The following is a 26,189-nucleotide window of genomic DNA, read 5'->3' on the forward strand; positions in this document are numbered from 1 at the left end:
ATCTTAAATGTAAAACTTAATTAGTGGTTACGCACCACAATTTCTTGTCCAAATTGTTTTTTCTGCGCAGTACGTTTTGTGCGGTCAATAACATCACCTGCGAGTTGACCACAGGCAGCATCAATATCATCCCCACGAGTCTTACGCACAATCACTGTAAAACCATATTCCATTAATGTTTTTTGGAAACGATCAATACGCGTATTTGAGCTTTTCGCATAAGGCGCTTCTGGGAATGGGTTCCACGGAATTAAATTGATCTTACTTGGTGTATTTTTCAATACTTGCGCAAGCTGATGTGCGTGTTCAACCGAGTCATTCACGTGATCTAACATCACATATTCAATCGTCACTTTGCCGTGGTTTGCATTAGAAACACTGAGATAACGATTTACAGAATCAATTAATGCCTTGATATTATATTTTTTATTAATCGGCACAATTTCATCACGTAGCTCATCGTTTGGTGCGTGTAATGAAATCGCAAGTGCCACATCAATCATTTCACTTAATTTATCTAAAGCAGGCACAACACCTGAAGTTGAAAGTGTGACACGACGCTTTGATAAACCATAAGCAAAATCATCCAACATAATTTCCATTGCTGGCACAACGTTTGCCACGTTTAACAACGGCTCGCCCATTCCCATCATTACCACGTTAGTGATTGGTCGCACACCAGTCACACCAAAGTTACCAATGATTTTTGATGCACGCCATACCTGACCGATAATTTCAGATACCGTTAAGTTGCGGTTAAAACCTTGTTGTGCAGTTGAACAGAAAGTACAAGCTAACGCACAGCCCACCTGTGAAGATACACATAATGTCGCACGATCCGCTTCTGGAATATATACGGTTTCCACTTGCTGATCGCCCACTTGCATTGCCCATTTGATCGTACCATCTGCAGAGCGTTGTTCCACGGCTACTTCTGGTGCTTTAATTTCAGCAACTTGTTTTAATTTATCTCTTAACTTTTTGTTAATATTAGTCATATTGTCGAAGTCATCTTCGCCAAAATGATAAATCCATTTTACTAATTGATCAGCACGAAACGGTTTTTCGCCCAACTCTTTGAAAAACTCACGCATTTGTTGACGCGTTAAGTTCATTAAATTGATTTTTTTCGCTGGTTCTGCTGACACATCAACAGTTTTTACTGCATTTTCAGCACAAGTTTGTTGTTCTAACATAGAGCCTCGTTGTTACACATTGCGGCATTGATAATCGCCTCTAAAAAATGAGTTGCGATTGTACAGAGTTAGTACGCATTAATCTAGCAATTTCGCCAAACTCTGTAAAAAAACACCGCACTTTTTTGCGATCTCGATCGAGAAAGAAAAAAGTGCGGTAGGTTTTAAGAAAGTTCTAACACGATATAAGAACAAAATGTCGCTATTCAGAATGAAGCACTATACAACTTATATAAAGCAACTAATTTATGATGTGCTTATTCATAAATCGAGTAAATACGCCGATCAGTTTTTGTGCCAAAAATAAGTTTATCCCGACAAGAACAAAACCCATAACCAGATAAGGGAATATGCGATCCAAAGGGTATTCTAGTTGTGATATGCATTGATAAAGAATCCATATAGAAATTGGTAAACAAATAATACTTGTGATTGTTGCAGGAATATATTTTCTTAATACTAGAGTTTGTATGATATGAATAAAGAAATGTAAGGTACAAGCGATGAAAGCGCCTAGCCAAAGACCAGAAGTCACTTCATTATGGATAAATACGACTAATAAACAAAGTAATAAGCATATGACCAACTCTTCTAATACTGCTAGTGCAAATCCTTCCGTACTAAAGTCCTTCGATAACTTATAAAAATACGGATATTTTTGATTAAGTAACACCTTATTTTTGTGCAAAAATACTCTCATACCAATGATTTCTTCCAAATCGTGAAACACAAAAATAATAGGGAAAAGCCATATATATTCTCGCATATTAACTCCCATTAAGAGTTGATCACAGGCTCAAGCACATAAAAAGAATTAGCTAAGTAAGTTGAAGAGAATATACCGCACTTTCTCTATTAGTAAAAAGTGCGGTGTGTTTTTAATTAGTTTTGTTATTTTTGATCGGCGGCTTTGGCGATGGCTTGGATTTCCGCTTCAATTTCGGCTTTTGCTTCAGCGATAACGCCTGCGATGGCTTCGTTTTTCGCTTCTTCTTTTGCGGTGGCGATTGCATCTGCAATTTCTTCCGCATTTTCTTCCCACTCAGCTTGCTCTTTCATTCGTTCGGCGACTTCTTGTTTGGCGTCGATAATTTCGCGGTTAATGTCTTTCACATCGCCTAGTAAAATGGCATATTTAATGGTTTCTGGGCTGGCTTCAAGGGCAATTTTTAACACCATTGTGAGTGGCACTGAAAGCAACATTCCGACTGTTCCTAATAACCACCCCCAAAATAATAATGAGAGGAAAACCACAAGGGTGGATAAACCTAAAGTGCGCCCCATCATTTTTGGTTCGAGAATATTACCCACAATCATATTAATCGCCCCTACGCCAATGGCGACCCCAAAGCCTGTTGGGAAACCGTTAAGTAGCAAGGCTTGAACCACAATTGGCACGGCGGCAATGATTGATCCGATATTGGGAATATAGTTAAGCAAGAAACTTAAGGTCGCCCATAAAATCGCATATTGCACATCAGTAAGTTCAAGTAGGATATAAACACAAATCCCCGTTAATAGGCTAGTTAAGGTTTTTACACCCAAATAGCTAATTACGCCTTGTAAAATGCGATTGATGTAATGTTCCTCACGGTGAATATTGCGTACATCTGAACTAAAAACTAGCGCTAATTTATGTTTGGCAAATGGCGCTTCGCTTAACATAAAAATCACAACAAGGAACAGCACGAACACGTTCGTCACTACGCCGGAAAAACTCAGTAAGGTACTACTCACAAGGTTCATAATCACACTTGGATCCATATATTCCATCGTTTTCTCAGTTGAAAGATCTAGTGGAATATTCCATTTTTTCGCTAAGGTAATAATACTTGCAATTCGTTCCGATAATAAAATGCGATATTGAGGGATAGACTGAGTAAACTCTCTAGCTGTGCTATTAATTAAGCTCAATAAGAAGAAAAATACGAACAAAATCATAATTAATAGCAAAGTTATAGCTAACCAATGTGGCACTCTGCGGCTAGTCATAAAACGAATAATCGGTGAGCAAATAATAGCGATAAACAGTGAAAGCAAAAACGGAATAGCAATTTCACTAGCAACTTTTACACCCGCTAAAATAATCACAATGGAGGCTAAAGCAACCAGCACCTTTAGAATCGGGGATTCTACTTTGATCATCTAAATTGCATCCTCATTTTCTTCGCCTGTACGGATACGTATTACACGCTCAACATCATAAACAAAAATCTTGCCGTCACCAATTTTGCCAGTTTGTGCTGTTTCAATGATCGCTTCAATACATTGCTCAACTTGCTCATCTGGCACGACAATTTCCATTTTCACTTTTGGCAGGAAATCTACCATATATTCTGCGCCACGATATAGCTCAGTATGCCCTTTTTGACGACCAAAACCACGCACTTCGGTGACAGTCATTCCCGTAATACCAATATCTGACAAACTTTCACGCACATCATCAAGTTTGAAAGGTTTAATAATTGCTTCGATTTTTTTCATAAAACTTTCCTATTTCTGACCGCGCTTTAGCAACTTTCACGGCGTGCCGATTTCGGTCTAAAACTTTCAATCACTTCGGGTTTGGTATCAATATAAATGCCATCAATCAGTTGTAAACAATAAGGTACTGCGCTAAAGATCCCTTTCACTAGCACTTTGCCTTCAGCATCTTTCACACCTTCTAAGGTTTCTTTAATTGCTTTTGGTTGACCCGGTAAATTGAGGATCAAACTATTTTTACGGATCACACCAACTTGGCGAGATAAAATTGCTGTTGGCACAAAATGTAAACTTACTTGACGCATTTGCTCACCAAACCCCGGCATTTCACGATCTGCAACAGCCAATGTTGCATCAGGCGTAACATCACGTTTTGCAGGTCCTGTTCCACCAGTAGTTAACACTAAATGACAATGGCAATCATCCACCAGCTCACATAATGTTTTTTCAATTTGATCTTGCTCGTCTGGAATCAAGCGTGTTTCCACTTCAAATGGCTCACACAACGCATTTTCTAACCAAGCTTGTAACTCAGGAATTCCTTGATCCTGATAAACTCCTTGTGAAGCGCGATCAGATACTGAAACTAAACCAATTTTTAAAAGTGCGGTCATTTTTTCCTCTTTTTATTTACTACCAAACCCAATAATATCGCACAATATGGAAAAAGATTGGTGCTGAAAAACACAGGCTGTCCATACGGTCTAACATCCCGCCGTGTCCGCTAATCATATTGCCCCAGTCTTTCACCCCTATACTGCGTTTAATTGCAGACATGACTAGGCCTCCTAAAAAGCCCATCAAGCAAATCACTAAACTCATTAAAATAGCTTGAATAGGTGTAAATGGTGTTAACCAATGTAATAATCCGCCTAAAATCGATGCACTAATCACGCCGCCAAGAAAGCCTTCAATAGTTTTAGAAGGCGACAATGTAGGTGCAATTTTATACTTACCAAATAATTTTCCCCATATATATTGCAACACATCACTGGCTTGCACGACTAAAATTAAGAAAATCATCAGTAATAAATTTTTCCCTCCAAATCCGCTAATATCTAAAGTCAAAATTGCAGGAATATGCGAAATACAGAATACAGAAATCATAATCGCCCACTGCACTTTGGTAGAACGATCTAAGAAATGAGAAGCATCACCAAGCAGAGCTGATAAAATCGGTAAAAATAAAAACGCATAAACTGGAATAAAAATAGTAAACATACTAAACCAATCTGCCACTATGAAATAATACTGCATAGGCAAGATGATATAAAAACAAGCCGCTAGTGCAAGATGATCACCACGACGAATATAAATAAGCGAGAGAAACTCACGTAGTGCCATAAATGAAATGATAAAAAAGAGGGAGATCACACCATAAAAGCCAATAAATGCTGCAATGAAGATAATTAGGATCATCACCCACCATGCATTAATTCGGGCATTCAAATTATCAATTACTATGTGCGGAGTAGAAAAACCTACTTTCCATTTCAACGCATAACCAATAGATGAAGCTATCACTAGTGTTGCGATTAATCCCCAAAACAATGTCCACATTTCCATTTTATGCCCCCTTCTGTTTTGGATTTAACTTCAATAAAGCTTGTTCTGCTCGTGCCAGAAAAGTCTCTTTTTCTTCCCCTTCTTGATAATACAAAGGTTCGCCTAAATATAAATCACACAATAATGGAATCGGTAAAATAAATCCTTTTGGCAAGACATTATGCATATTGCTAATCCAAACAGGTACAAGTTCTAAGTCCGGATTTTCTTTTGCCACGTAATACAAACCACTTTTAAATGGTTGTAATGCGACATCATCGTCGATTTTACGTGTACCTTCGGGGAAAATAATCAACGAGCTTTCTTTCAACACATCACTAATTTTATCGGTAATCGCTTTTGGGTCATCGCCACCACGCTCAATCAGCAACATATTAAATACTTTTTCCGCTAAGAAGCGACGGATTTTGCCTTTTGCCCAATAATCTGCACCAGCCACAGGACGAGTATTTTGGCGCACTTCATAAGGTAGTGATACCCATAATAAAATAAAATCACCGTGACTATTGTGATTGGCATAATACAAGCGATTTTTGCCCACCGATTGCTGTGACACGACACTTTGTGGGCGAACACCTGTGATAAATGAGGTGAAACGACATAAAATAAAATCCACAAATTTCGCGAGCATCTTATTCTCCTTTTTGTGATTTAGTGGCTTCAAGTGCGGTCGTTTTTTCTGAAATTTCAGAAGGTAATATCAGTGGTGCTTCAGCTAAACCTGCACGCACACGTTTTACACAAGTCATCACTAACAAAGCAATAATTACCCAAGCAAGCCAATATAGCCAATCTGGTAAATATGGCACGAAAGTATAAACTAAGCCTAGTACACCAAATAAAAAAGCGCGATCACTTTTTCCTAATGGACCATCATAGCGTCGAGTTTGCCCTTGTACTTGTCCCAATACGCCACAAAATTCAGTTAATGCAGCAAGCCAAATAATTAGCCCAATTAATAGCGGGTCAAATGGGAAAATCAAAGCAAACGGCAGATATAAGGCTGCATCAGATATCACGTCTGTCACTTCATTTAAATAACCACCTAAACGAGATTTTTGATTAAATTCGCGTGCGAGCATTCCGTCAATGGCATTCAACGCCATTCGTAAAAACAGCCAAATCGGGATCAAAATAAACAGCCAATTGACAGTAGAAAATGCGGTCAAAACAATCCCTAAAATCACTGAAATCGCACAAGCAAGCAATGTGACTTGATTGGCAGTTACGCCTCGTTCCGCCAATTTCACGACCGTTGGACGTAACAGATTTTGGAATTTAGGTTTGAGATCATAAATACTCATTTAACCTCCTTTAAAATGGGAACAGTAAAGGAATTAAAAATACACTCACAATCATGACTAAGAAAGTAAAAGGTACGCCCACTTTGACGAAATCCGCAAATTTATATCCTCCCGGACCAAGCACCATTGTATTAACAGGGGAAGATACTGGCGTCATAAAAGCGGCTGATGCTGCCACTGCAATAATCATTGCAAATGGCATTGGCGATACTTGCAGTTTGTGGGCAATTGTAATTGCAATTGGTGCCATTAAAATTGCGGTTGCAGTATTCGAAATAAACAAGCTAACTGCCGCACAAAGTAAGAATAAACTCATTAAAACAGCATGAAGCCCTAAGTCACCAACCGCTTCTAACATGAGTTTTACCGCTAAATCCACTCCACCTGTTTTCTGTAATGCAATAGAAAATGGCATCATTCCAACAATTAACACTAAGCTCGACCAATGGATAGATTGATAAGCACTTTTACCATCCACACAACGGAAATAACCTAACATTAAACAAGCGATTAATGCCGCAATAGAATTTGGCACTATACCTGTAACCATTAAAACAACCATCGTTAGGATTGACAACACTGCATGTGGAGCTTGGCTTGCAGCAGGTACTGCACGCTCCATTTCTAATGGATAATTTAAAATATAAAAATCTTTTGTATTTTTCTGCGCTTCAGCAATAGCTTTCCAGTCACCAACTACTAAAATCAAGTCGCCTACTTTGTAACTAATTTCAGACAAGGTTCCATCTAACACCTCACCATCACGCTTCACACCTACAACATTTAAACCAAATTGTGAACGGAAGCGAATCTCAGTAGCATTTTTACCGAGTAAGTCCGACTCAGGCACTAACGTAATTTCTGCCATTCCGACCGACTTTGCTTGTTGTGAAAAGTTTTGGCTACGAATCTCTGCCATTTCCAAATAATATTCAGAACAAAATTCTTCTAGATCCAGTTCAGGATCACTAATATCAATCATCAAGATATCTTTTTCACGAATTTCTGAGACCCCTAATGCACCGAGATAAACAGGACGGAATCTTTTCCAACGTTCAATCGCAAGAACATTGACACCATAAGTAGAACGTAAGTGCAGTTCATCTAGGTTTTTACCAATAAAAGATGAACCATTTTTTACGACTAAACGTTTGGTTCGCTCTCTTAAGCCATATTCTTCAATTAGATCATTCATCGAACGCTGGCTAGTATCCTTGTTAGTTTGCTCATTTGGGTCATTCAACCAACGGCGTGCCACTAACATATACAAAATCCCCATTATCAGCACGACTACCCCCACTGGAGTGAAATCGAAGAAACTAAAACGGAAATCCGTATTACGAATTAACTCTGCATTCACCACTAAGTTCGGTGCAGTAGCGATTAGAGTCATCATACCGCTAATTAAACCTGCTACACTTAAAGGCATCATTAAACGACGTGGTGAAATATTCATTTGTTGACAAATAGCAAGTACAACTGGAATGAAGATTGCGACAATCCCAGTTGAGCTCATAAAAGATCCCAACGTTGCCACTGCTAACATCAGTAAAATCAATACTTTCGTTTCACTATTATTCGAGGCTTTTAGTAACCATTCACTCACTTGATAAGCAATACCCGTGCGTACAATCCCTTCACCCACAATAAACAGCAAAGCAATCAAAATCACATTGGGATCACTAAAACCTGCAAATACTTCATTTACCGTTAAAATATCACTTAAAGAGAATGCAACCATCACTAATAATGCGACCACATCCATTCTGATTTTATTACGAACAAACAACACAATTGCACTGAATAATAATGCTAACACCCAGAATAAAGGGGTTGTCCATAATTCATTTTGTAACATTAAATTCACAGCGAACTCCCAAAGTTAAATCGTTGATTAATTATACGTTATTGAATAATTTTCGAACAGGGGAAAAACTACGGCGATGTTCAGGTAACGGCCCAAATTCAGCTAATTTTTCTAAATGTAATTTAGTTGGATAGCCTTTATGCTTCGCAAAAGCATATTGCGGATATTGTTTATCTAATTCTTCCATTTCGTGATCACGAGCCACCTTCGCTAGAATAGAAGCTGCACTAATTTCAGCCACTAAACTATCGCCTTTAACAATCGCTTGAGCAGGCATTACTACATCAGGCACTCGATTACCATCCACTAACACTAAGTGCGGTTGAATTTTTAAATTTTCCACCGCTCTTTTCATTGCCAACATTGTTGCATGCAGAATGTTTAACTCATCAATCTCTTCAGGTTCTGCACGCCCTAAACTCCAAGCTAACGCCTTTTGTTTGATCTCTTCTGCAAGAGCTAAACGTTTTTTCTCCGACAATTTTTTTGAGTCATTTAAGCCTTCAATAGGGTTATTCGGATCTAAAATCACCGCTGCAGTTACAACTGCACCAACCAACGGCCCACGCCCCACTTCGTCCACGCCGGCAATTAACTCAACATCTGTTGGGTAAGTAAATTCCATTTTATTGTCCTTGCTGTTCTAATAAATGCGCCACTGCTTGTGCAGCTTGTTTATCTGCATCACATTGAATTAACTTATGTAAATCAATAAAGCGTTGAATTAATTGATGACGTTTTTGCACCGCACTTTCATCTTGGCTTAAATACACTGAAAGTTTTTCTGCTAATTTTTCTGGTGTACAGTCTTCTTGAATCATTTCTGGCACTAACATTTCATTCGCAAGTAAATTTGGTAACGAAATATAATCAGTTTTCACCAAACGTTTTGCGAGGAAATAGGTGGTTGATTTCATACGATAGCCCACCACCATTGGCGATTTACATAACATCGCTTCTAAAGCGGCTGTGCCTGACGCCAATAAGGTTGCATCTGCCACTGTCATTGCTTGACGGGCTTTACCTTCTAACAAAATCAAGTCTAAATCAGGTGCAACTTGTGCTTTGATTTTTTCAAATTGCTCACGACGTTTTTGATTAATGAGCGGCACTAAAAATTGCACATCTGGATACTGTTGTTTTAATAATTGCGCAGCTTTCAAAAATGGCTCAGTTAAAAACTCCACTTCTGCTCCACGGCTGCCCACTAAAATCGCAACATAACGTTGTTTATCATCTAATTGCAAATACTGGCAAGCTTCTAAACGACTTGGCTTAAGTGCAATCGTATCAGCCATTGTGTGCCCGATAAAACGACAAGGCACATCAAATTGATCGTAAAAGGCTTTTTCAAAAGGTAAAAATGCAAGCACAAGATTAGTTGCTTTTGCAATTTTATAAATACGATTTTGACGCCAAGCCCAAACAGAGGGACTGACATAATGAATGGTTTTAATGCCATTTTGTTTTAATTTGAGCTCAACATCAATGTTGAAGTCTGGTGCATCAATACCGATGAAAATATCTGGTTTTTCCATCAATAAAGTTTGAATTAACTCGCGACGAATTTTCAGCAAACGTGGCAAATGTTTCACCACTTCGGCTAACCCCATTACGGATAACTCTTCCATATCGAACAGGGTTTCACAGCCTTCTGCCAACATTCTTGGTCCAGCAATCCCTATAAAACGTGCGTTTGGATAGCGAATTTTCAAACTGCGAATCAGACCCGCCCCTAAAATATCACCCGAAACTTCGCCTGCCACAATAGCAATTGTGGGACTTATTTTTGTCATTTGTTCCATTTTCAGATCCTAGATAAAAAATAACCGCACTTTTCATCACAAAAGTGCGGTCGATTTTATTCAAATTTTATGAATTAACGAATAATTCCACGAGTTGAACGCTTGAAAAATTCAACAAAGAAACTAATCGATGATTCTTTTGCCGCCACTTGCTCAATTTCAGGCATCACTTCATCTAATGTTTTACCACTTCGGTAAATTAATTTGTACACATTACGAATTGCGTGCAAGGTTGATTTATCAAAGCCACGACGCTTTAAACCTTCAATATTCACACCAAATGGTTTTGCGTGATTGCCTTGTGCCATTACATACGGAGGCACATCTTGGCTCACCATTGAGCCACCACCTAGCATTACGTGCGCCCCTACAACAACGAATTGGTGAATTGCTGACATCCCTCCAACAATCACGAAATCATCTAATTCTACATGACCTGCAAGGGTTGCGTTATTAGCTAAAATACAACGGTTTTTGATACGACAGTCGTGAGCGACGTGTACATTTACCATTAATAAATTGTCATCACCAATAACCGTGACACCACCACCTTGAGTTGTACCACGATGAATCGTTACACTTTCACGAATACGGTTACGATCACCAATAATAGTACGAGTTGGCTCGCCTTGATACTTTAAATCCTGATTAGTGTCACCAATGCTTGCAAATTGGAAAATTTGGTTATCACAACCAATTTTTGTAATCCCTTTTACGACAACGTGAGAATATAAAACTGTGCCACTACCAATTTCAACGTCTGATCCAACGATACAAAAAGGACCAATAGTAACATTCTCACCGATTTTAGCGCCTTCTTCAACGATAGCCGTTGGATGAATTTTCGCTGTTGAATGGATCATTCTTGACTCCTTATTATGCTGGGCGACGGGCACACATTAATTCAGCTTCACATACAACTTGTCCGTCAACAGTCGCAACGCCAGTAAAACGTGTTACACCACGACGCTCTTTCACAAAATGTACTTCTAACATCATTTGATCGCCAGGTAAGACAGGACGTTTAAAACGAGCATTATCAATCGCTGCAAAATAGTAAAGTTCGTTTTCTAATTGGCGATGCGTTTTGCAAGCTAAAACCCCTGTTGCTTGAGCCATTGCTTCTAAAATTAATACGCCAGGGAAGATCGGTTGTTCAGGGAAATGACCTGTGAAACAAGGTTCATTTACACTGATATTTTTCACTGCTTTCAGCCATTTACCTGCTTCATAATCCACAACGCGATCCACTAATAGGAATGGATAACGATGTGGAAGTAATTTCATTATTTCATTTGCTTCAATGGTTTTCGCCACAGTATTTTCAGTTGTCACAATAGTACCTTTCAATAAAAATAAAAAATGGGAAAAATTTTTGGAATTATACGGTATTTAAGGACTGAATACAAAACGAACCGCGAAAAAGTGCGGTTCATTTTTAGATTATTTTGATGAGAGCTTTTTCTCTAAGGCTTTCAAGCGTTTATTCATCCCATCGATCCCTAAGGTCAATGCGGCTGTTTTACGCCATTCTTTGTTGGTTTGTAGCGGAATACCTGAAGAATATACGCCTGGCTCTGTAATCGGGCGCATCACCATTCCCATACCTGTTATAGTGACTTTATCACAGATTTCCATATGACCATTGATCACACTTGCACCACCAATTAAACAATAGCGACCTACTTTTAAACTACCCGCCATAATCACACCACCTGCCACAGCTGTGCCTGTTCCGATGTGTACGTTATGTGCAATTTGACAAAGATTATCAATAATCACATTGTCTTCAATCACTGTTGGATCTAATGCGCCACGGTCGATACAAGTACAAGCTCCAATTTCCACGTGGTTGCCGATAATCACTTGCCCTACTTGCGGAATTTTGATCCAACGACCACGATCATTAGCGTAACCAAAACCATCGCTACCAATCACAGCGCCAGATTGTATTAAGCAATGCTGACCGATTTCAACATCATGATACACACTCACATTCGCCCATAACTGAGTATTAGCACCAATTTTCGTGTTTTTACCCACAAAGCAGTTTGCACCAATCACCACGTTGTCGCCAAGCTCAACACCATCTTCAATCACAGCATTTGCACCGATTGATACGTTTTCTCCAAGTACGACTTGTTCAGAAACAACCGCTGTTGGTGCTATTCCTGAAGCTGCTTTTGGAGTTTTATCCATATATTGCGCTAAGATTGCATAAGCCACATAAGGATCTTTTACAATCAGCAAATTACTCTGCTCAGAACAAAAGACGACATCTGCTTCAGATACAACCAAGATGCCAGCTTTTGATTGAGAAAGTAATTCACGAAACTTTGGATTAGAAATGAAAGTGAGCTGTTTTTCATTCGCTTTATCAAGCGGTGCGATACTTTCAACAACGACATCGGCGTTACCACGAATGGTAGCGCCGATTTGTTGTGCTAATTCTTGAAGAGAATAGACTTGCATTATTTAGCCTGTGTTGCAGGAATTGATTTTAATACTTCTTCAGTAATGTTTTTTGCATCAGCTGCGAAAACAACTGCACCTTCGTTAAGTACTAATGTATAGTTTTTCGCTTTTGCAACGTTGTTTACTGCATTTTGGATGCTGTTTACTAATTTATCAGTCTCTTCTTTATCACGTTTTGCGTAATCTTCTTGATATTTACGCACTTCTTCATCGTGAGCTGAAACTAATTTGTTTAAGGTTTCTTGTTCGCTGTTACCTAATTTATTAATTTCTTCTTCACGTTTTTTAATATCTGCACTGCGTAATTTTGGTGCATCTTTTTGTAATGCAGCAATTTTAGCTTCTACTTTTTTCTGTGAAGCTGCAATTTTGCCATCAATGTCTTTTTTATTTGCAGCTAATTTTTCTACACGAGGTTTGAATTCAGCTTCTAATTTTTCAGTGATCATTTTACGATCTGGGTGGTTTTGGAATAAATAATCACCACTCACAAATGCAATGTTTTCAGTTGCCATTGCTAAAGAAGAAGTGAACGCTAACGCTAAAGAAAGTGCGGTTACTTTTACTGCTTTTTTCATTGTGTTGTTTTTCCTATGTGAATTTATTAATTAATTCTGTGCTACCCGAAGATAGCACAAACATTATAATTAGACAGGAAACTTTTCAATAAGTTCCATGCTAATCTTAGAAACTACCACCAATACTGAATTGGAATTGCTCAATCTCATCACCTTGGTATTTTTTAAGTGGTTTAGCGTAAGAGAACACTAAAGGCCCAATTGGTGATTGCCATTGTAATGCGACACCAGCTGATGCACGAACGCGACTTGGATCGCTGTAATCAGGTAAGTTTAATTGTGCAAATCTTGCTTTATCTTCGCCTTTCCAACGAGTATTCCACACACTTGCCGCATCAACGAAGAGTGACGTTCTCACTGCATTTTGATTTTTATCTGCCACAAATGGAGTAGGAACGATTAGTTCTACACTCGCAGTCGCCATTGCGTTACCACCTACGATATCTGAACTTGGTGAGCAATAACCTTGACACTGTTTGCTTAGATAAATTGCATTTGGCCCAATTGCACCGTATGCAAAACCACGTAAGCTACCGATACCACCTGCAGTGTAAGTTTGATAGAACGGTAAACGTTTGCCACTGATACCATCAGCAAAAGATGCGCCCATACGACCTGAAAGGACCCACGAGTGATCACGATCTAATGGGTAATAACCTTGAACATCTGCATTTAATTTGTAGTATTTATTATCAGAACCAGGAATTGTCACACGGCCACCAACGCTCGCTCTCACACCTTTCGTTGGGAAATAACCGCGATTTAAGCTGTTATAATTCCAACCAAATGATAAATCAAAATCGTGAGATTTGAAGGTCCAAGAATCATAGTTCATTGATTGTAAATACAATGCGCGATTATATTCTGGCGACACATTTTTTAATTTGTTGTAGGCGTAACCTAAACCTAAATAGTATGAGTTGTTCTCATTTACTGGGAAACCTAATGTTAAGTTTCCACCGTAAGTTGTACGACCATAAGCTGCCGCAGTACTACTTTTCGAGCTGTCGTAATCTTCGAAGAATACGTTTCCGCCTAAACTTACACCATCTTTCGTGAAGTACGGTTCAGTATAACCAAGGTTAATTGTTGTACCGTAGTCATTACGTGAACCTGCTAAACTGATTGATGACCCCATACCTAAGAAGTTATCTTGTTTGATACTTGCTTGGTAACTTAAACCACTTTCTGTACCGTAACCGATACCGAAGTTAATACTACCTGTATTACGCTCTTTGACTTTATAAATCACATCAACTTGGTCTGAACCAGGTACAGTTTCAGTACGAGCTTCTACACTTTCAAAGAAACCAGTACGGTCTAAACGTAATTTACCTAATTCAACTAATTGAGAAGATAACCAAGCACCTTCTTGTTGACGCATTTCTTGACGTAATGTGCTGTCTGCACTTACGGTATTGCCTTCAAAGCGAATTTGACGAACAGTGAATGTTTTGCCCGCTTCAACAATGAAACTTAATGCGATTTCTTTTTTCTCATCATCAAAATCAGGGTGAATATTGACAGTTGCAGTTGCATAACCACGCTCACCTAATTTTGCTTTAATGCTTTCTTCAACATCTGCAACGTCCGCACGACGGAATGTTTCGCCAACACGAATTTGTTTTAACAGAGGTTGAAGTTCTTCTGACATACCACCAACATCACCGATAATACGTGCGCTTTTTACGGTATATAAATCGCCTTCATTTAATACGATTTTCAAACGCGCTTCTTTTTTGTCATCACTTAACTGAACATCAGTATCAACAATTTGGAACTTCGCATAACCACGATCCAAATAATATGTACGAATAGCTTCCAAATCTTTATTTAACTGAGTTTGATCGAATTTATTACCGAAGAACTTCCACCAAGAATCAGTTTGCAGTTCCATTTGTTCTTCAAGGGTAGCAGCACTGAATGCGTTGTTACCTTCAAAAGCTAATTCTTTGAATAATGCAACATCATCTTCATTGATTTGGATTTTAACTTCTGCACGGTTATTTGGAAGAGTATTGACGATAGTATCTACTTTCGCATTATAGCGGCCAACACTCTTATAGTGTTCTTCAACACTTTTACGGAATTCTTCTAACTTAGCACGGTTTAAAACTTCGCCGGCTTTAAATCCATTTGCATCTAAATTCTGTTTTAATGCTTCATCTGGAATTGATTTATTACCCGCTAATACAACATCGGCAATAATTGGCTTTGGCATCACGCTCACAACAAGGGTATTTCCTTCTCTTGTTGCTTTCACATCGTCATACTGACCGCTTAAGAAGAGTTTTCTCACTACATTAGCAATATCGTTATCCGTTGCACGTTGTCCAACTCGTACAGGTAAAGCTGCTAATACACTTCCCTCTGAACCAGCTTGAACACCATCAACACGAATATCTTTCACCACAAAAGGGGCGGCAAATGCACTGGTTGAACCAAATAATAAGCTCGCAATTAAAAGTTTTTTCATCGTGAATGTTATCCTGTAAATAAAAATTAACTATAAACGCAAGAAATCGTTAAATAATGCAAATGTCATCAACATTAACACTAATACTGCACCAATTCGATAACTTATGTTTTGAATACGCTCAGAAAGCGGTTTCCCTCTAACAGCTTCCGCCGCCAAAAATACTAAATGACCACCATCGAGAACCGGTAGTGGAAATAAGTTCATTATCCCCAAATTCACACTGATTAATGCCATAAAGCCTAAGTAATAAACAAATCCAATTTCAGAGGTCATTCCTGCGCCTTTTGCGATAGAAATTGGACCGCCTAAATTATCCAAAGATAAATGACCAGTAAGCAATTTACCAATGACTTTAATTGTCAACCAAGAAAGTTGAATCGTCTTCTCAATCCCTTTTTGTAAAGCCTCAAGAATATCATATTTTAATTCTGTTCGATACTTGTCAGCGACTTTGTGTGCAGTGGGAGAAATACCAACGATCCAATTACCTTTCTTATTTAATTCTGGAGTTAAATTCACAGAAAAAAATTGTCCATCTCGCTCTACTTGCACTGTAAAAGATTTTCCTTTCTGAACTAAAGCGACAAAATTTTGCCAAGAGATCAAGACATTTTTTTCATAAATTTTATCGCCCACTTTCAGACCTGCTTTTTCTGCAGGTGAATTCGGCTCGACTTTAGACAAGATCATTTCGAATTTAGTTCGCACAGGCTCAAGACCTAAGGTACTGATTGCACTTTCTTTTTCTGGGTCAAAACGCCAATTACGAATATCTAACGTTCTGTGCTGCTCAATACCTGAACCAAACGGTGATAACGTTAACTCAATTTGATCATTGCCCATTTTGGTTGCTAGCATTAGGCTGATAGTTTCCCAATCTGGTGTTGCCGTTCCGTCAATTGCCATAATTTGTGAATCTGGCTGAATATTCGCTTTTGCGGCAATAGAATTCGGCTGTACAGTTTCAATAACCGGCTTAACGCTAGGAATACCAATAGAATAAATCACAAAATAGGCAAAAATCGCAAATAAAAAATTCGCCATTGGTCCAGCTGCAATAACAAAAGCTCGCTGCAAAACAGTTTTATTATTAAATGCTTGTGAAGCCAAGTGAGCTGGCACTTCTTCATTACGTTCATCAAGCATTTTCACATAGCCGCCAAGCGGAATGAGAGAAATAGCAAATTCTGTATCCTGCTTATCACGACGTCGCCAAATGACTTTACCAAAGCCTATTGAAAAACGTTCAACTTTTATACCGCACTTTCTTGCAGCCCAAAAGTGACCATATTCGTGTACAGCAACTAAAACAGCAATAACAACAAGAAAAGAGGCTAATGACCACAAAAAAGACATTGGCTAACTTCCTATAATACAAAGAAATAAAAATAAGCAAAAAATGGTACTGCAGCAGTTAAGCTATCAATACGATCTAAAATACCACCATGTCCTGGAATTAAGTGGCTACTATCTTTAATGCCACTTTCACGTTTAAACATACTTTCAGTTAAATCACCTAAAATTGATACTGCAACAGTACCAATTGAAAGTAATACAAATTCTGTCATTGCAATATCTGCAACCAATTTGGATGGCATAAAATACACAAATATGGTGGCTAACACTGTGGCAGTTATTAAACCACCGATCACACCTTCCCATGTTTTCCCAGGTGACACTTTTGGAGCTAGTTTATGTTTGCCAAATTTACGACCTGAGAAATAAGCACCAGAGTCTGCACTCCAAACCAGAATAAAGACATAAAGTAACAACATAATACCATGATACGGATCGGTGACATAATGGTCTAAACGTAAACGTAAAACTCCGAGGAAGAAAGGAGTTAAGGTAAGGAAAGCAAAAATAAATTGTAAGAATTTATTTTTAGACCAAATTTTGGCTGTGGCAGGATAACGAATAACGAAAAATAATGCAACTAGCCACCAAATGACTGATGCTAATAATAAAGGTTCGATGTAATCTTCAAAAACACGAGCTGCGGAAAGGTAATTCGCTTGATCATAAATCCATAAGAAGAAAAAGGCAGAAATGACAACCGTAATTCCTAAGCGTAAAAAAGGTAGTTTAAAATGTGCAAATTGTGTCCATTCCCAAACTGCTAACATTACCACAGCGCCTAAAACTAGTGCAAAATAGAAAGGTGAAAAGAAAAATAATGCAGCAAAAACGACTGCAATCAATGCAATAGCGGATAAAACTCGTTCTTTTAGCAAAATATAACCCTCTTTTATTTATTATTCTGAGCCACCAAAACGGCGATGGCGTTGTTGATAGACAAGAATCGCTCGTTCAAACTCGCTCTCATTAAAATCTGGCCAAAGTACATCAGTGAAATAAAGCTCTGCGTAAGCTAATTGCCACAATAGGAAATTACTAATTCTCTGTTCACCACTGGTACGAATTAACAAATCCACTTGTGGTTGCGATTTTGTCACTAAATGTTGTTGAAATAATTCAGGTGTAATGTCAGATACCGCAATTTGATTGTCTTTCACTTGTTCAGCAAGCTGTTTCGCCGCTTGAACGATATCCCAACAACCACCATAATTTGCCGCAATATTTAAAGTAAGAGCGGTATTATTTTCCGTTAATTTTTCAGCTTGTATAATCTTTTGCTGTAATTTTTCACTGAATCCAGTGATATCGCCCAAAATGTTCAGCCTAATATTATTTTTATGTAATTTTTTAACTTCTAAGTCCAAAGCTTGCATAAACAAGTTCATCAATGCACTTACTTCTTGTTCTGGACGATTCCAGTTTTCACTGCTAAACGCATATAAAGTCAGGACTTTGACTCCCACTTTGCGTGCATAAGCCACTGCATCACGCACGGCATTAATGCCATTCTTATGACCAAAAATGCGCATTTTGCCTTTTTGCTTTGCCCAACGCCCATTTCCATCCATAATAATCGCAATATGTTGTGGAATATTATTAGGATTTAGTTCTACCATAATTTCTCAAATTTCTGACCGCTCTTGTGCGCCACTATACCACAAGCACGCCCGAATGTTAAAAACTTAAAATGACCGTTTTAGCTAATTCTCTTGCTTTTTTATCCACATCTAAAACATCATCAACGCTATGAATTTGTTGTGGTTTAATTAAATCCACCACTTTTGCATTTACTTTAGCAATATCAGTAAATTTAATTTGAGAATTTAAGAAACTTTCAACCGCAATTTCATTCGCTGCATTCATTGCTGTTGTCGCATATTGACCAGCAGCAAACGCCTCAATTGCCAATTTTAAGCAAGGGTAACGTTGATAATCAGGCTGAATAAACGTTAAGCCATTTAATTGATAGAAATCTAGTGGTGCTACACCGGCAAAAGTCCGTTTAGGATACGCCATGGTTTCCGCAATTGGTGTACGCATATCAGGATTACCCATTTGTGCAATCACAGAGCCATCAATATAGCGCACCATCGAATGAATAATTGATTGAGGGTGGATAATCACTTCCATTTCTTCTGCACTTGCATTGAATAACCAGCGGGCTTCAATATATTCCAGCCCTTTATTCATCATTGTGGCGGAATCTACGGAGATCTTTTTACCCATAGACCAATTCGGGTGAGCAACCGCTTGTTCCGGAGTGATATGTTCAAACTGCTCCAATTCGGTATAACGGAATGGACCGCCCGAGCCAGTTAATACAATTTTACTGATACCTAATTCAGAAAGCGGACAAAAGCCAATTTTTTGCTGTGCTTCAGGCGGTAATGATTGAAAAATCGCATTATGTTCGCTATCTACAGGCAATAATTGTGCACCATATTCACGCACAGCATCAATAAATAGCTGACCACAGGTCACTAATGATTCTTTATTCGCAAGTAAAACTCGTTTACCTGCTTTCACTGCTGATAGGGTTGGTAGCAATCCAGCTGCACCAACAATTGCTGCCATTACCATATCCGCCTGTGGGTGTGCTGCTAATTCACAAATCGCTTGCTGACCTGCTAGCACCTCCGTTGCACATTTATGTGCTTTTAACTTTTCCGCTAGCACTTTTGCGGAGGCAACATCATCTAATGCTGCAAAGTGCGGTTGAAATTTCAAACATTGTTCAAACATCAATTCCACATTACGCCCGCCTACTAAAGCAAACGTATGGTATTTATCAGGATTGTGTTCAATTACAGATAAGGTACTAGTACCAATAGAACCAGTTGATCCTAAAATCACTAAATTTTTTTTATTTTGCATATTTCGACCGCATTTTACCGAGAAAAACCATTTGTTCTTTATATACTAAAAGACGCAGTAACTTACTGCGTCTTTCATTTTGATCTCAAACCACAATTAGAAATCCATCAATTCTTTTTCTTTATCAGCTAACACTTCATCTACTTTTTTCACATAAAGATCGGTGATTTTTTGAATTTCGTCTTGTGCTTTACGTTCCTCATCTTCACTAATTTCTTTATCTTTCAATAATGCTTTGATTTGGTCATTTGCATCACGACGAACGTTACGCACTGCGATTTTGCCCTGTTCTGCCTCACCTTTTACGATTTTAATCAAATCACGACGGCGCTCTTCTGTTAACGGAGGTAGTGGTACACGAATCGTTGTGCCTGCAGATGATGGATTTAAGCCTAAATCAGAAGTTAGAATCGCTTTTTCTACTGCGCTAATTAAACTACGATCAAATACAGTAACAGCTAATGTACGTGCATCTTCAGCAACCACGTTAGCTAATTGGCGTAATGGTGTTGGTGAACCATAATATTCTACTTGAATACCATCAAGCAAACTTGGCTGTGCACGACCTGTACGTACTTTGGCAATATGATTTTTAAAGGTTTCTAAGCTTTTTTCCATACGCGCTTGCGTATCTTTTTTAATTTCATTAATCACAAGAGGTCCTTATTTATTCAGTCAAACCAGTTAAGAAACTGGCAGTAAGTTTAATCTAATTTTGTACAAAAATCACGACAACTTTTATTCGCAGATCAGCGTACCTTCTACTTCACCCAGAATCACTCGACGTAATGCACCCGGTTTACCCATATTAAATACGCGGATTGGCATATTATGGTCACGTGCTAAAGTAAAGGCAGCTAAGTCCATTACTTGTAATTCTCTGTCAATAACTTCTGCATAAGTTAAGTTGCTATACAATTGAGCATCTGGGTTTTTAGCTGGATCACAGTCATAAACACCATCGACCTTAGTTGCTTTTAAAACAACATCCGCTTCAATTTCAATACCACGTAAACACGCAGCTGAATCAGTTGTAAAGAACGGGCTTCCTGTGCCAGCAGAGAAGATTACAACGCGTTTTTCACGTAACATTTTGATTGCTTCAGACCAGTTATAGGTATCACAAATCCCATTTAATTGGAATGCAGACATCAATTTTGCATTTACATCAGCACGATGTAAAGCATCACGCATAGCGAGACCATTCATCACAGTTGCGAGCATTCCCATATGGTCACCTACAACTCGATTCATTCCGGCTTTTGCTAATTTAGCACCACGGAATAAGTTGCCGCCACCTAATACGACGCCAACCTCTACCCCCATTGCAACTAACTCCTTAATTTCTAACGCCATTCTATCTAAAATCGATGGATCGATACCAAAACCCTCATCGCCTTGTAAAGCTTCACCGCTAAGTTTTAACAAAATTCGTTTATAGATTGGTTGGCTCATCTTTTTTCCCTCGTTTCAATTAATATCGTAAGTTACAAAAAAATCGATCTATTCTAAAGTATTCTCCTCCCTCTGTGAAGAATTTGGAAGTAGAATTTCATTATTGAAGTGGCTAAAATACAAAACAACTTGTTTTATCAGGAAGGGAAAAGAGAATATGTTTCAAAACGCAAGAATAACAACCAAAATTTCTTACTTTTTGATCGCACTTTTTGCTTTATTCCTAATAGTTTTTATTAGCTATTTCATTCTACTCGGCACTGGCTTTTGGACAACATTCGAACTTTTGCCCGTACTTGCACTCAGTGCAATAATAATTATACTAAGTGCCTCCCAAAAGAGTTTCTATTTTCTACTTATCCCATTAGTGTTTAGCCACACTTTATATATTCCCGTGGGGCTAAATTTTGGTGCACCAAGTTATCAATATATAGCCTCATTGTTTGCTACAGATATGCTAGAAACTCGTGAATTTCTGTTACAAATTCCGATAACAAGCTACTTAATCGCTTTCAGTATTATTCCTTTATTACTATTATATCGTTGGCTAACACAACGATATGAAATCCAACTTTATAAAAATAAACTATTCTTAGTAGCATCCTTTTTGCTCTTGGCATTCTATTCGCCTGCTGCAATGTTTTTTAAAGAAATTTATAAATCAGGTATGGAAGTGCAAGCAGAATTAGATCGCCTCAATAAACTACGTTTAGAAACACAATGGCAAAATGTGAGCTTACCCCGTACAAAATACGATGATTATATATTAGTGATTGGTGAAAGTGCACGTAAAGACTACCATCACGCTTACGGCTATCCCATTGAAAATACACCATTTATGAGTAGTTTAAACGGCACCTTAATCGATGGTTTCACCTCTGCAGGCACAAATACTGTTGCTTCGTTACGCTTAATGCTGACTCATAACGATAAAAATCAATGGAAGCCAAAATATGAATTTAGTTTAGTAGATTTAATTAATGCTGCTGGGATAAAAACTTATTGGCTATCAAATCAAGGCTTCCTTGGCGAATATGACACACCAATTGCAGTTCTTGCGAGCAAAAGTCAATCTGTCCAATTTTTAAAAAAAGGAGGAAGTTTTAATTCAACCAATTATAGCGATTTCGAACTATTACCAAAATTAGATAGTGTTCTGCAAGAGAATGTTGAAGGCTCACGTTTTATAGTATTACATCTTTACGGTTCACATCCCTTGGCTTGCGATCGCCTCACAGACTACCCTCGTATCTTTAAAGAAGGCGAGCTTTCTGCCGAATATGAATATTTAAATTGCTATATTTCTTCAATTAAAAAAACAGATAATTTACTTGCACAGGTGTATAGCAAGCTACAACAAAATCAACAAAAAAATCACCGCACTTTCTCGATGGTCTATTTTTCAGATCACGGGCTTTGCCATACAAAAGGGCAAAAAAATGATGTATTCTTCAGCCAGAATTGTGTAAGCCAAAGACACAATGATATTCCGTTATTCAAAACGTCATCAGATGATACAGAAAGAAAATATTATAAAGTATTTAAATCAGGTTTAAATTTCTTAGAAGGCATTGCCAATTGGATTGGAATCCAACATCCCGAACTCGATCCTGAAATAGATTTATTTTCAAATCAAAATGACAAGAATGATTATGGCTTAAAAAAAGAAATCCAAAAACGCACAACACCACTTGAGCCTGCAATTGATATTCGAAATGGCAAACAAATTGATAACAAATAAGTGGTACATAGAAAAATAAAGAAAACAAAAAAGCCAGCAAGCGCTGGCTTTTTCAATCTGCTGTTAGCGATTAGATTTTTTGCATTGCTGCAACTTCTGCTGCAAAGTCAGATTCAACTTTCTCAATACCTTCACCAACCTCAAAACGAACAAAGTTAGTTACCTCAGCACCACTTTCTTTTAAGAATTCACCTACAGATTTAGATGGATCCATTACAAATGGCTGACCTGTTAATGATACTTCGCCAGTAAATTTCTTCATACGACCTTCAACCATTTTCTCTGCAATTTCACGTGGTTTTCCAGATTGCATTGCGATATCAACTTGAATTTGACGCTCATGCTCAACGACATCAGCAGGAACATCAGATGGGTTAACATATTCTGGACGGCTTGCAGCAATGTGCATTGCAACTTTCTTAAGTAATTCTTCGTCTGCGTTTTTACCTGCAACTAATACACCAATTTTAGCACCATGTAAATATGAACCAACAACATCGCCATCTAAAAATTGAACACGACGAATATTCATATTTTCACCAATTTTAGCAACTAATGCAGCACGTTTTTCTTCAAATTGTGCTTGAAGTGCTTCAATTGTAATACCTTTATTTGCTAATGCGAAATCAGTAACTTCACTTGCTAAACCTAAGAAACCAGCATCTTTCGCTACGAAGTCAGTTTCACAGTTCATTTCAACTAATACACCAAAGCCTGTACCAACACGAGCAAGAATTACACCTTCTGCTGCTACACGACCTGCTTTTTTAGCCGCTTTTGCTTGACCCGATTTACGCATGTTATCAATTGCTAATTCAATATCGCCATTCGCTTCAACTAACGCTTTCTTACATTCCATCATACCTGCGCCAGTACGCTCACGAAGTTCTTTTACTAATGATGCTGTGATTTCAGCCATTTTTTAATCCTCTGTCCACTCTTTTCGTGCAAGTGTTTAAATGCACTTTGATATAAAAAACAGGGAACTTAATCAAGCCCCCTGCTAACCAATTAATCGTTGTGATTAATAATAAGGGCTTTCGCCTTATCTACCTGAATTACTCAGCTTCTGCAGTAAAGCTTTCTTCAGATACAGCGTTTTGGTTACGGCCTTCTTTAACTGCCGCAGCTGCTGCTGAAAGATATAATTGGATTGCACGGGCTGCATCATCATTACCAGGGATAACGAAATCAACACCATCTGGATCTGAGTTAGTATCAACGATAGCAAATACAGGAATACCTAGGTTGTTTGCTTCTTTAACAGCGATGTGCTCGTGGTCTGCACCAATTACGAATAACGCATCTGGTAAACCACCCATTTCTTTAATACCACCAAGACTTAATTCAAGTTTCTCCATCTCACGAGAGCGCATTAATGCTTCTTTCTTAGTTAATTTATCGAAAGTACCATCTTGAGATTGAGTTTCTAAATCTTTTAAACGTCTAATTGATTGACGAACTGTTTTCCAGTTAGTCAACATACCACCTAACCAACGGTGATTAACATAATATTGTTGACAGTCTAATGCTGTTGATTTAACTGCTTCAGTTGCTGCACGTTTGGTTCCAACGAATAAGATTTTACCGTTGTTACTAGCGATACGTGTTAATTCAACTAACGCATCATTGAACATAGGAACAGTTTTTTCTAAGTTAATGATGTGAACACCGTTGCGAGGTCCGAAAATGAATGGTTTCATTTTTGGGTTCCAGTAACGAGTTTGGTGACCGAAGTGAACGCCAGCTTGTAGCATATCGCGCATTGAAACTTGTGCCATAATAATATTTCCTTTTTATTGGGGTTTAGCCTCCACATACCCAGCAAATCGACCGTTTGGCACCCCGACTTACCTTCACGATATGTGTGTGATGTCTAAGTTAATAATAAATGTGTATGTTATTTTTGATAAGTTAAAATAACGGGGTGCTTTATATCATAAAGAGCGGTCAAATTCTAGCAATTTTTTCCAATCAGTCACGATTTGTGCTATAATTCTTCTTGCATTATCGTTCTTCAGTATAAGGAGGAGTGTAATGAAAAAAGGGCTATTTTTAATCCCGCTTCTTGCAATTGGCGTTTTCATTTATTGGTATCAATATCTCCAGACAAATCAAAACTCTCATATTGTTCACTCTAACGGTCGATTGGAGTTTGCACGTTTAGATGTTGCAAGTTTATATGCTGGACGAGTGGAACAGATCTTTGTACAAGAAGGTCAATATGTAGCACAAGATACTTTACTTGCTACTCTTTCCGCTGACAGTATTCAGGCACAAGTGGATACTGCAAAAGCTAAAGTTGAACAAGCACAACAATCAGTTAAACGTATAAAAGCCCAATTCAATGCTCAGCAGCAACAACTCAATATCTCCCAACTCGATGTTGATAATGCGCAACAACTTTTCAAAGATAAACTGATTTCCTCTAGCGAATTAAATAAACGTATCGCTCTGCGTGATGCTGCGTTTGCCGGGCTGAATGCACTACAATCTAGCATAGAGGAAGCTGAAAGCGTAGTAAAACAAGCTAACGCACAACTCATGCAAGCCCAAAGTACACTGAATGATCTACATATTAAAGCTCCAAAAACTGGGCGAATTGAATATCGTTTGGTTGAGCTAGGTAGTGTCATTCCTGCTGGACATAAAATTGCAAGTATTATTGATTTAACTGATGCAAGCATGAACCTATATTTCCCAGCACCTGTTGTAAATCAAATACCATTGAATAGTGAGGCTCGTATCGTATTTGATGGATTAGATGCCGTCTTCCCAGCTCAAATCACTTATATTGCTGCGGAAGCGCAATTCACCCCAAAATTTGTAGAAACCCAAAGTGAACGTGAAAAATTGATGTTCAAAGTGAAATTACACATTCCACAAGATATCGCAACAAAATATGCGAACTACCTAAAAGCCGGAATGACAGGAAATGGTTTCGTCCGATTACATAATACAGATGATTGGTCTGCGGATCTTCAGGTGAACTTGCCAAAATAATAG

At 38.2% G+C, this 26,189-nt stretch carries 26 protein-coding genes; 2 read left to right on the plus strand and 24 right to left on the minus strand.

The genetic code is table 11. The features are described from left to right. Positions 1 to 20: 20 nt before the first annotated feature. The 22 genes from CKV78_RS06725 to pyrH form a co-directional block, all read right to left on the minus strand. The gene (locus CKV78_RS06725; RefSeq protein ID WP_005763207.1) at positions 21 to 1,196 is read right to left on the minus strand and encodes a bifunctional tRNA (adenosine(37)-C2)-methyltransferase TrmG/ribosomal RNA large subunit methyltransferase RlmN; all 1,176 of its coding nucleotides are present in this window, start codon (positions 1,194 to 1,196) and stop codon (positions 21 to 23) included. 241 nt (positions 1,197 to 1,437) lie between these two features. Beyond that, positions 1,438 to 1,962: an HXXEE domain-containing protein gene (locus CKV78_RS06730; RefSeq protein WP_032855341.1), complete on the minus strand. Its 525-nt coding sequence runs from the start codon at positions 1,960 to 1,962 to the stop codon at positions 1,438 to 1,440. Between the two features lie 125 nt (positions 1,963 to 2,087). Continuing rightward, a complete protein-coding gene (locus CKV78_RS06735; RefSeq protein WP_005763210.1) occupies positions 2,088 to 3,341 on the minus strand; it encodes an AI-2E family transporter in 1,254 nt (417 codons plus the stop codon). After that, positions 3,342 to 3,680, minus strand: coding sequence for a nitrogen regulatory protein P-II (gene glnB, locus CKV78_RS06740; RefSeq protein WP_005763212.1), 339 nt, complete (start codon positions 3,678 to 3,680; stop codon positions 3,342 to 3,344). It abuts the gene before it with no gap. A gap of 26 nt (positions 3,681 to 3,706) precedes the next feature. Further along, positions 3,707 to 4,294, minus strand: coding sequence for a molybdopterin adenylyltransferase (gene mog / locus CKV78_RS06745; protein WP_005763214.1), 588 nt, complete (start codon positions 4,292 to 4,294; stop codon positions 3,707 to 3,709). 19 nt (positions 4,295 to 4,313) lie between these two features. Next, on the minus strand, positions 4,314 to 5,246 hold the full coding sequence (locus tag CKV78_RS06750) for a phosphatidate cytidylyltransferase (protein WP_005763216.1): 933 nt from the start codon (positions 5,244 to 5,246) through the stop codon (positions 4,314 to 4,316). Position 5,247: 1 nt separating this feature from the next. Further along, positions 5,248 to 5,877, minus strand: coding sequence for a lysophospholipid acyltransferase family protein (locus CKV78_RS06755; protein WP_032855344.1), 630 nt, complete (start codon positions 5,875 to 5,877; stop codon positions 5,248 to 5,250). A 1-nt stretch (position 5,878) separates the two neighbouring features. Further along, positions 5,879 to 6,550: a CDP-alcohol phosphatidyltransferase family protein gene (locus CKV78_RS06760; RefSeq protein WP_005763220.1), complete on the minus strand. Its 672-nt coding sequence runs from the start codon at positions 6,548 to 6,550 to the stop codon at positions 5,879 to 5,881. Positions 6,551 to 6,560: 10 nt separating this feature from the next. Continuing rightward, positions 6,561 to 8,417, minus strand: a complete 1,857-nt coding sequence (locus CKV78_RS06765; RefSeq protein WP_032855347.1) for an SLC13 family permease — start codon at positions 8,415 to 8,417, stop codon at positions 6,561 to 6,563. 31 nt (positions 8,418 to 8,448) lie between these two features. Beyond that, positions 8,449 to 9,042, minus strand: a complete 594-nt coding sequence (rnhB, locus tag CKV78_RS06770) for a ribonuclease HII (protein WP_005763224.1) — start codon at positions 9,040 to 9,042, stop codon at positions 8,449 to 8,451. 1 nt (position 9,043) lies between these two features. Continuing rightward, on the minus strand, positions 9,044 to 10,213 hold the full coding sequence (gene lpxB, locus CKV78_RS06775) for a lipid-A-disaccharide synthase (RefSeq protein ID WP_095075314.1): 1,170 nt from the start codon (positions 10,211 to 10,213) through the stop codon (positions 9,044 to 9,046). Positions 10,214 to 10,296: 83 nt separating this feature from the next. Then, positions 10,297 to 11,085 carry an acyl-ACP--UDP-N-acetylglucosamine O-acyltransferase gene (gene lpxA / locus CKV78_RS06780; protein ID WP_005763228.1) on the minus strand — a complete coding sequence of 263 codons (789 nt, stop codon included), beginning with the start codon at positions 11,083 to 11,085 and terminating at the stop codon, positions 10,297 to 10,299. Between the two features lie 13 nt (positions 11,086 to 11,098). After that, on the minus strand, positions 11,099 to 11,557 hold the full coding sequence (gene fabZ / locus CKV78_RS06785; RefSeq protein ID WP_032855349.1) for a 3-hydroxyacyl-ACP dehydratase FabZ: 459 nt from the start codon (positions 11,555 to 11,557) through the stop codon (positions 11,099 to 11,101). A 108-nt stretch (positions 11,558 to 11,665) separates the two neighbouring features. Beyond that, positions 11,666 to 12,694, minus strand: coding sequence for a UDP-3-O-(3-hydroxymyristoyl)glucosamine N-acyltransferase (gene lpxD, locus CKV78_RS06790; protein WP_005763232.1), 1,029 nt, complete (start codon positions 12,692 to 12,694; stop codon positions 11,666 to 11,668). Beyond that, positions 12,694 to 13,275: an OmpH family outer membrane protein gene (locus CKV78_RS06795; RefSeq protein ID WP_005763234.1), complete on the minus strand. Its 582-nt coding sequence runs from the start codon at positions 13,273 to 13,275 to the stop codon at positions 12,694 to 12,696. The genes lpxD and CKV78_RS06795 overlap by 1 nt, the downstream gene beginning before the upstream one ends. Positions 13,276 to 13,381: 106 nt before the next feature. Continuing rightward, the gene (gene bamA / locus CKV78_RS06800) at positions 13,382 to 15,751 is read right to left on the minus strand and encodes an outer membrane protein assembly factor BamA (RefSeq protein WP_005763235.1); all 2,370 of its coding nucleotides are present in this window, start codon (positions 15,749 to 15,751) and stop codon (positions 13,382 to 13,384) included. A gap of 30 nt (positions 15,752 to 15,781) precedes the next feature. Beyond that, positions 15,782 to 17,110, minus strand: a complete 1,329-nt coding sequence (gene rseP, locus CKV78_RS06805) for a sigma E protease regulator RseP (RefSeq protein WP_005763237.1) — start codon at positions 17,108 to 17,110, stop codon at positions 15,782 to 15,784. 11 nt (positions 17,111 to 17,121) lie between these two features. Beyond that, positions 17,122 to 17,988, minus strand: coding sequence for a phosphatidate cytidylyltransferase (locus CKV78_RS06810; protein ID WP_005763238.1), 867 nt, complete (start codon positions 17,986 to 17,988; stop codon positions 17,122 to 17,124). Between the two features lie 21 nt (positions 17,989 to 18,009). Continuing rightward, on the minus strand, positions 18,010 to 18,729 hold the full coding sequence (uppS, locus tag CKV78_RS06815) for a polyprenyl diphosphate synthase (protein WP_005763240.1): 720 nt from the start codon (positions 18,727 to 18,729) through the stop codon (positions 18,010 to 18,012). A 58-nt stretch (positions 18,730 to 18,787) separates the two neighbouring features. Continuing rightward, on the minus strand, positions 18,788 to 19,987 hold the full coding sequence (gene ispC, locus CKV78_RS06820; RefSeq protein WP_005763242.1) for a 1-deoxy-D-xylulose-5-phosphate reductoisomerase: 1,200 nt from the start codon (positions 19,985 to 19,987) through the stop codon (positions 18,788 to 18,790). A 96-nt stretch (positions 19,988 to 20,083) separates the two neighbouring features. Beyond that, entirely contained in the window at positions 20,084 to 20,641 is a 558-nt protein-coding gene (frr, locus tag CKV78_RS06825; RefSeq protein WP_005763245.1) for a ribosome recycling factor, read from the minus strand. A gap of 84 nt (positions 20,642 to 20,725) precedes the next feature. Continuing rightward, positions 20,726 to 21,442 (minus strand): UMP kinase, encoded by a 717-nt coding sequence (pyrH, locus tag CKV78_RS06830; protein ID WP_005763247.1) that lies wholly within the window; start codon positions 21,440 to 21,442, stop codon positions 20,726 to 20,728. A 157-nt stretch (positions 21,443 to 21,599) separates the two neighbouring features. Here pyrH and CKV78_RS06835 point away from each other — a divergent pair, with 157 nt between their 5' ends. Further along, complete coding sequence (locus CKV78_RS06835; RefSeq protein WP_005763249.1) at positions 21,600 to 23,183, plus strand: phosphoethanolamine transferase; 1,584 nt, start codon at positions 21,600 to 21,602, stop codon at positions 23,181 to 23,183. A gap of 70 nt (positions 23,184 to 23,253) precedes the next feature. On the opposite strand, the gene tsf is transcribed toward CKV78_RS06835, so the two are convergent. Both tsf and rpsB read right to left on the minus strand, forming a co-directional pair. Then, positions 23,254 to 24,102: a translation elongation factor Ts gene (tsf, locus tag CKV78_RS06840; protein WP_005763251.1), complete on the minus strand. Its 849-nt coding sequence runs from the start codon at positions 24,100 to 24,102 to the stop codon at positions 23,254 to 23,256. Between the two features lie 139 nt (positions 24,103 to 24,241). Further along, a complete protein-coding gene (gene rpsB / locus CKV78_RS06845) occupies positions 24,242 to 24,964 on the minus strand; it encodes a 30S ribosomal protein S2 (RefSeq protein ID WP_005763253.1) in 723 nt (240 codons plus the stop codon). 256 nt (positions 24,965 to 25,220) lie between these two features. On the opposite strand from rpsB, the gene CKV78_RS06850 reads away from it, so the two are divergent. Then, on the plus strand, positions 25,221 to 26,186 hold the full coding sequence (locus CKV78_RS06850; RefSeq protein ID WP_005763255.1) for an HlyD family secretion protein: 966 nt from the start codon (positions 25,221 to 25,223) through the stop codon (positions 26,184 to 26,186). The last annotated feature ends 3 nt before the right edge of the window (positions 26,187 to 26,189 follow it).

It is taken from the genome of Pasteurella dagmatis (genome assembly GCF_900186835.1).
In the GTDB taxonomy this organism is placed as follows: Bacteria; Pseudomonadota; Gammaproteobacteria; order Enterobacterales; family Pasteurellaceae; genus Pasteurella; species Pasteurella dagmatis.

Coding starts and splice junctions, on each gene's coding strand:
- rpsB (WP_005763253.1), bottom strand. CDS start 24,964: ATGGCACAAGTTTCAATGCGCGATATGCTACAAGCTGGCGTTCACTTC.
- mog (WP_005763214.1), bottom strand. CDS start 4,294: ATGACCGCACTTTTAAAAATTGGTTTAGTTTCAGTATCTGATCGCGCT.
- CKV78_RS06835 (WP_005763249.1), top strand. CDS start 21,600: ATGTTTCAAAACGCAAGAATAACAACCAAAATTTCTTACTTTTTGATC.
- CKV78_RS06850 (WP_005763255.1), top strand. CDS start 25,221: ATGAAAAAAGGGCTATTTTTAATCCCGCTTCTTGCAATTGGCGTTTTC.
- CKV78_RS06795 (WP_005763234.1), bottom strand. CDS start 13,275: ATGAAAAAAGCAGTAAAAGTAACCGCACTTTCTTTAGCGTTAGCGTTC.
- ispC (WP_005763242.1), bottom strand. CDS start 19,987: ATGCAAAATAAAAAAAATTTAGTGATTTTAGGATCAACTGGTTCTATT.
- tsf (WP_005763251.1), bottom strand. CDS start 24,102: ATGGCTGAAATCACAGCATCATTAGTAAAAGAACTTCGTGAGCGTACT.
- pyrH (WP_005763247.1), bottom strand. CDS start 21,442: ATGAGCCAACCAATCTATAAACGAATTTTGTTAAAACTTAGCGGTGAA.
- CKV78_RS06735 (WP_005763210.1), bottom strand. CDS start 3,341: ATGATCAAAGTAGAATCCCCGATTCTAAAGGTGCTGGTTGCTTTAGCC.
- CKV78_RS06750 (WP_005763216.1), bottom strand. CDS start 5,246: ATGGAAATGTGGACATTGTTTTGGGGATTAATCGCAACACTAGTGATA.
- CKV78_RS06755 (WP_032855344.1), bottom strand. CDS start 5,877: ATGCTCGCGAAATTTGTGGATTTTATTTTATGTCGTTTCACCTCATTT.
- CKV78_RS06725 (WP_005763207.1), bottom strand. CDS start 1,196: ATGTTAGAACAACAAACTTGTGCTGAAAATGCAGTAAAAACTGTTGAT.
- CKV78_RS06760 (WP_005763220.1), bottom strand. CDS start 6,550: ATGAGTATTTATGATCTCAAACCTAAATTCCAAAATCTGTTACGTCCA.
- lpxD (WP_005763232.1), bottom strand. CDS start 12,694: ATGCAAGTCTATTCTCTTCAAGAATTAGCACAACAAATCGGCGCTACC.
- lpxA (WP_005763228.1), bottom strand. CDS start 11,085: ATGATCCATTCAACAGCGAAAATTCATCCAACGGCTATCGTTGAAGAA.
- lpxB (WP_095075314.1), bottom strand. CDS start 10,213: ATGACAAAAATAAGTCCCACAATTGCTATTGTGGCAGGCGAAGTTTCG.
- rnhB (WP_005763224.1), bottom strand. CDS start 9,042: ATGGAATTTACTTACCCAACAGATGTTGAGTTAATTGCCGGCGTGGAC.
- bamA (WP_005763235.1), bottom strand. CDS start 15,751: ATGAAAAAACTTTTAATTGCGAGCTTATTATTTGGTTCAACCAGTGCA.
- rseP (WP_005763237.1), bottom strand. CDS start 17,110: ATGTCTTTTTTGTGGTCATTAGCCTCTTTTCTTGTTGTTATTGCTGTT.
- glnB (WP_005763212.1), bottom strand. CDS start 3,680: ATGAAAAAAATCGAAGCAATTATTAAACCTTTCAAACTTGATGATGTG.
- CKV78_RS06730 (WP_032855341.1), bottom strand. CDS start 1,962: ATGCGAGAATATATATGGCTTTTCCCTATTATTTTTGTGTTTCACGAT.
- uppS (WP_005763240.1), bottom strand. CDS start 18,729: ATGGTAGAACTAAATCCTAATAATATTCCACAACATATTGCGATTATT.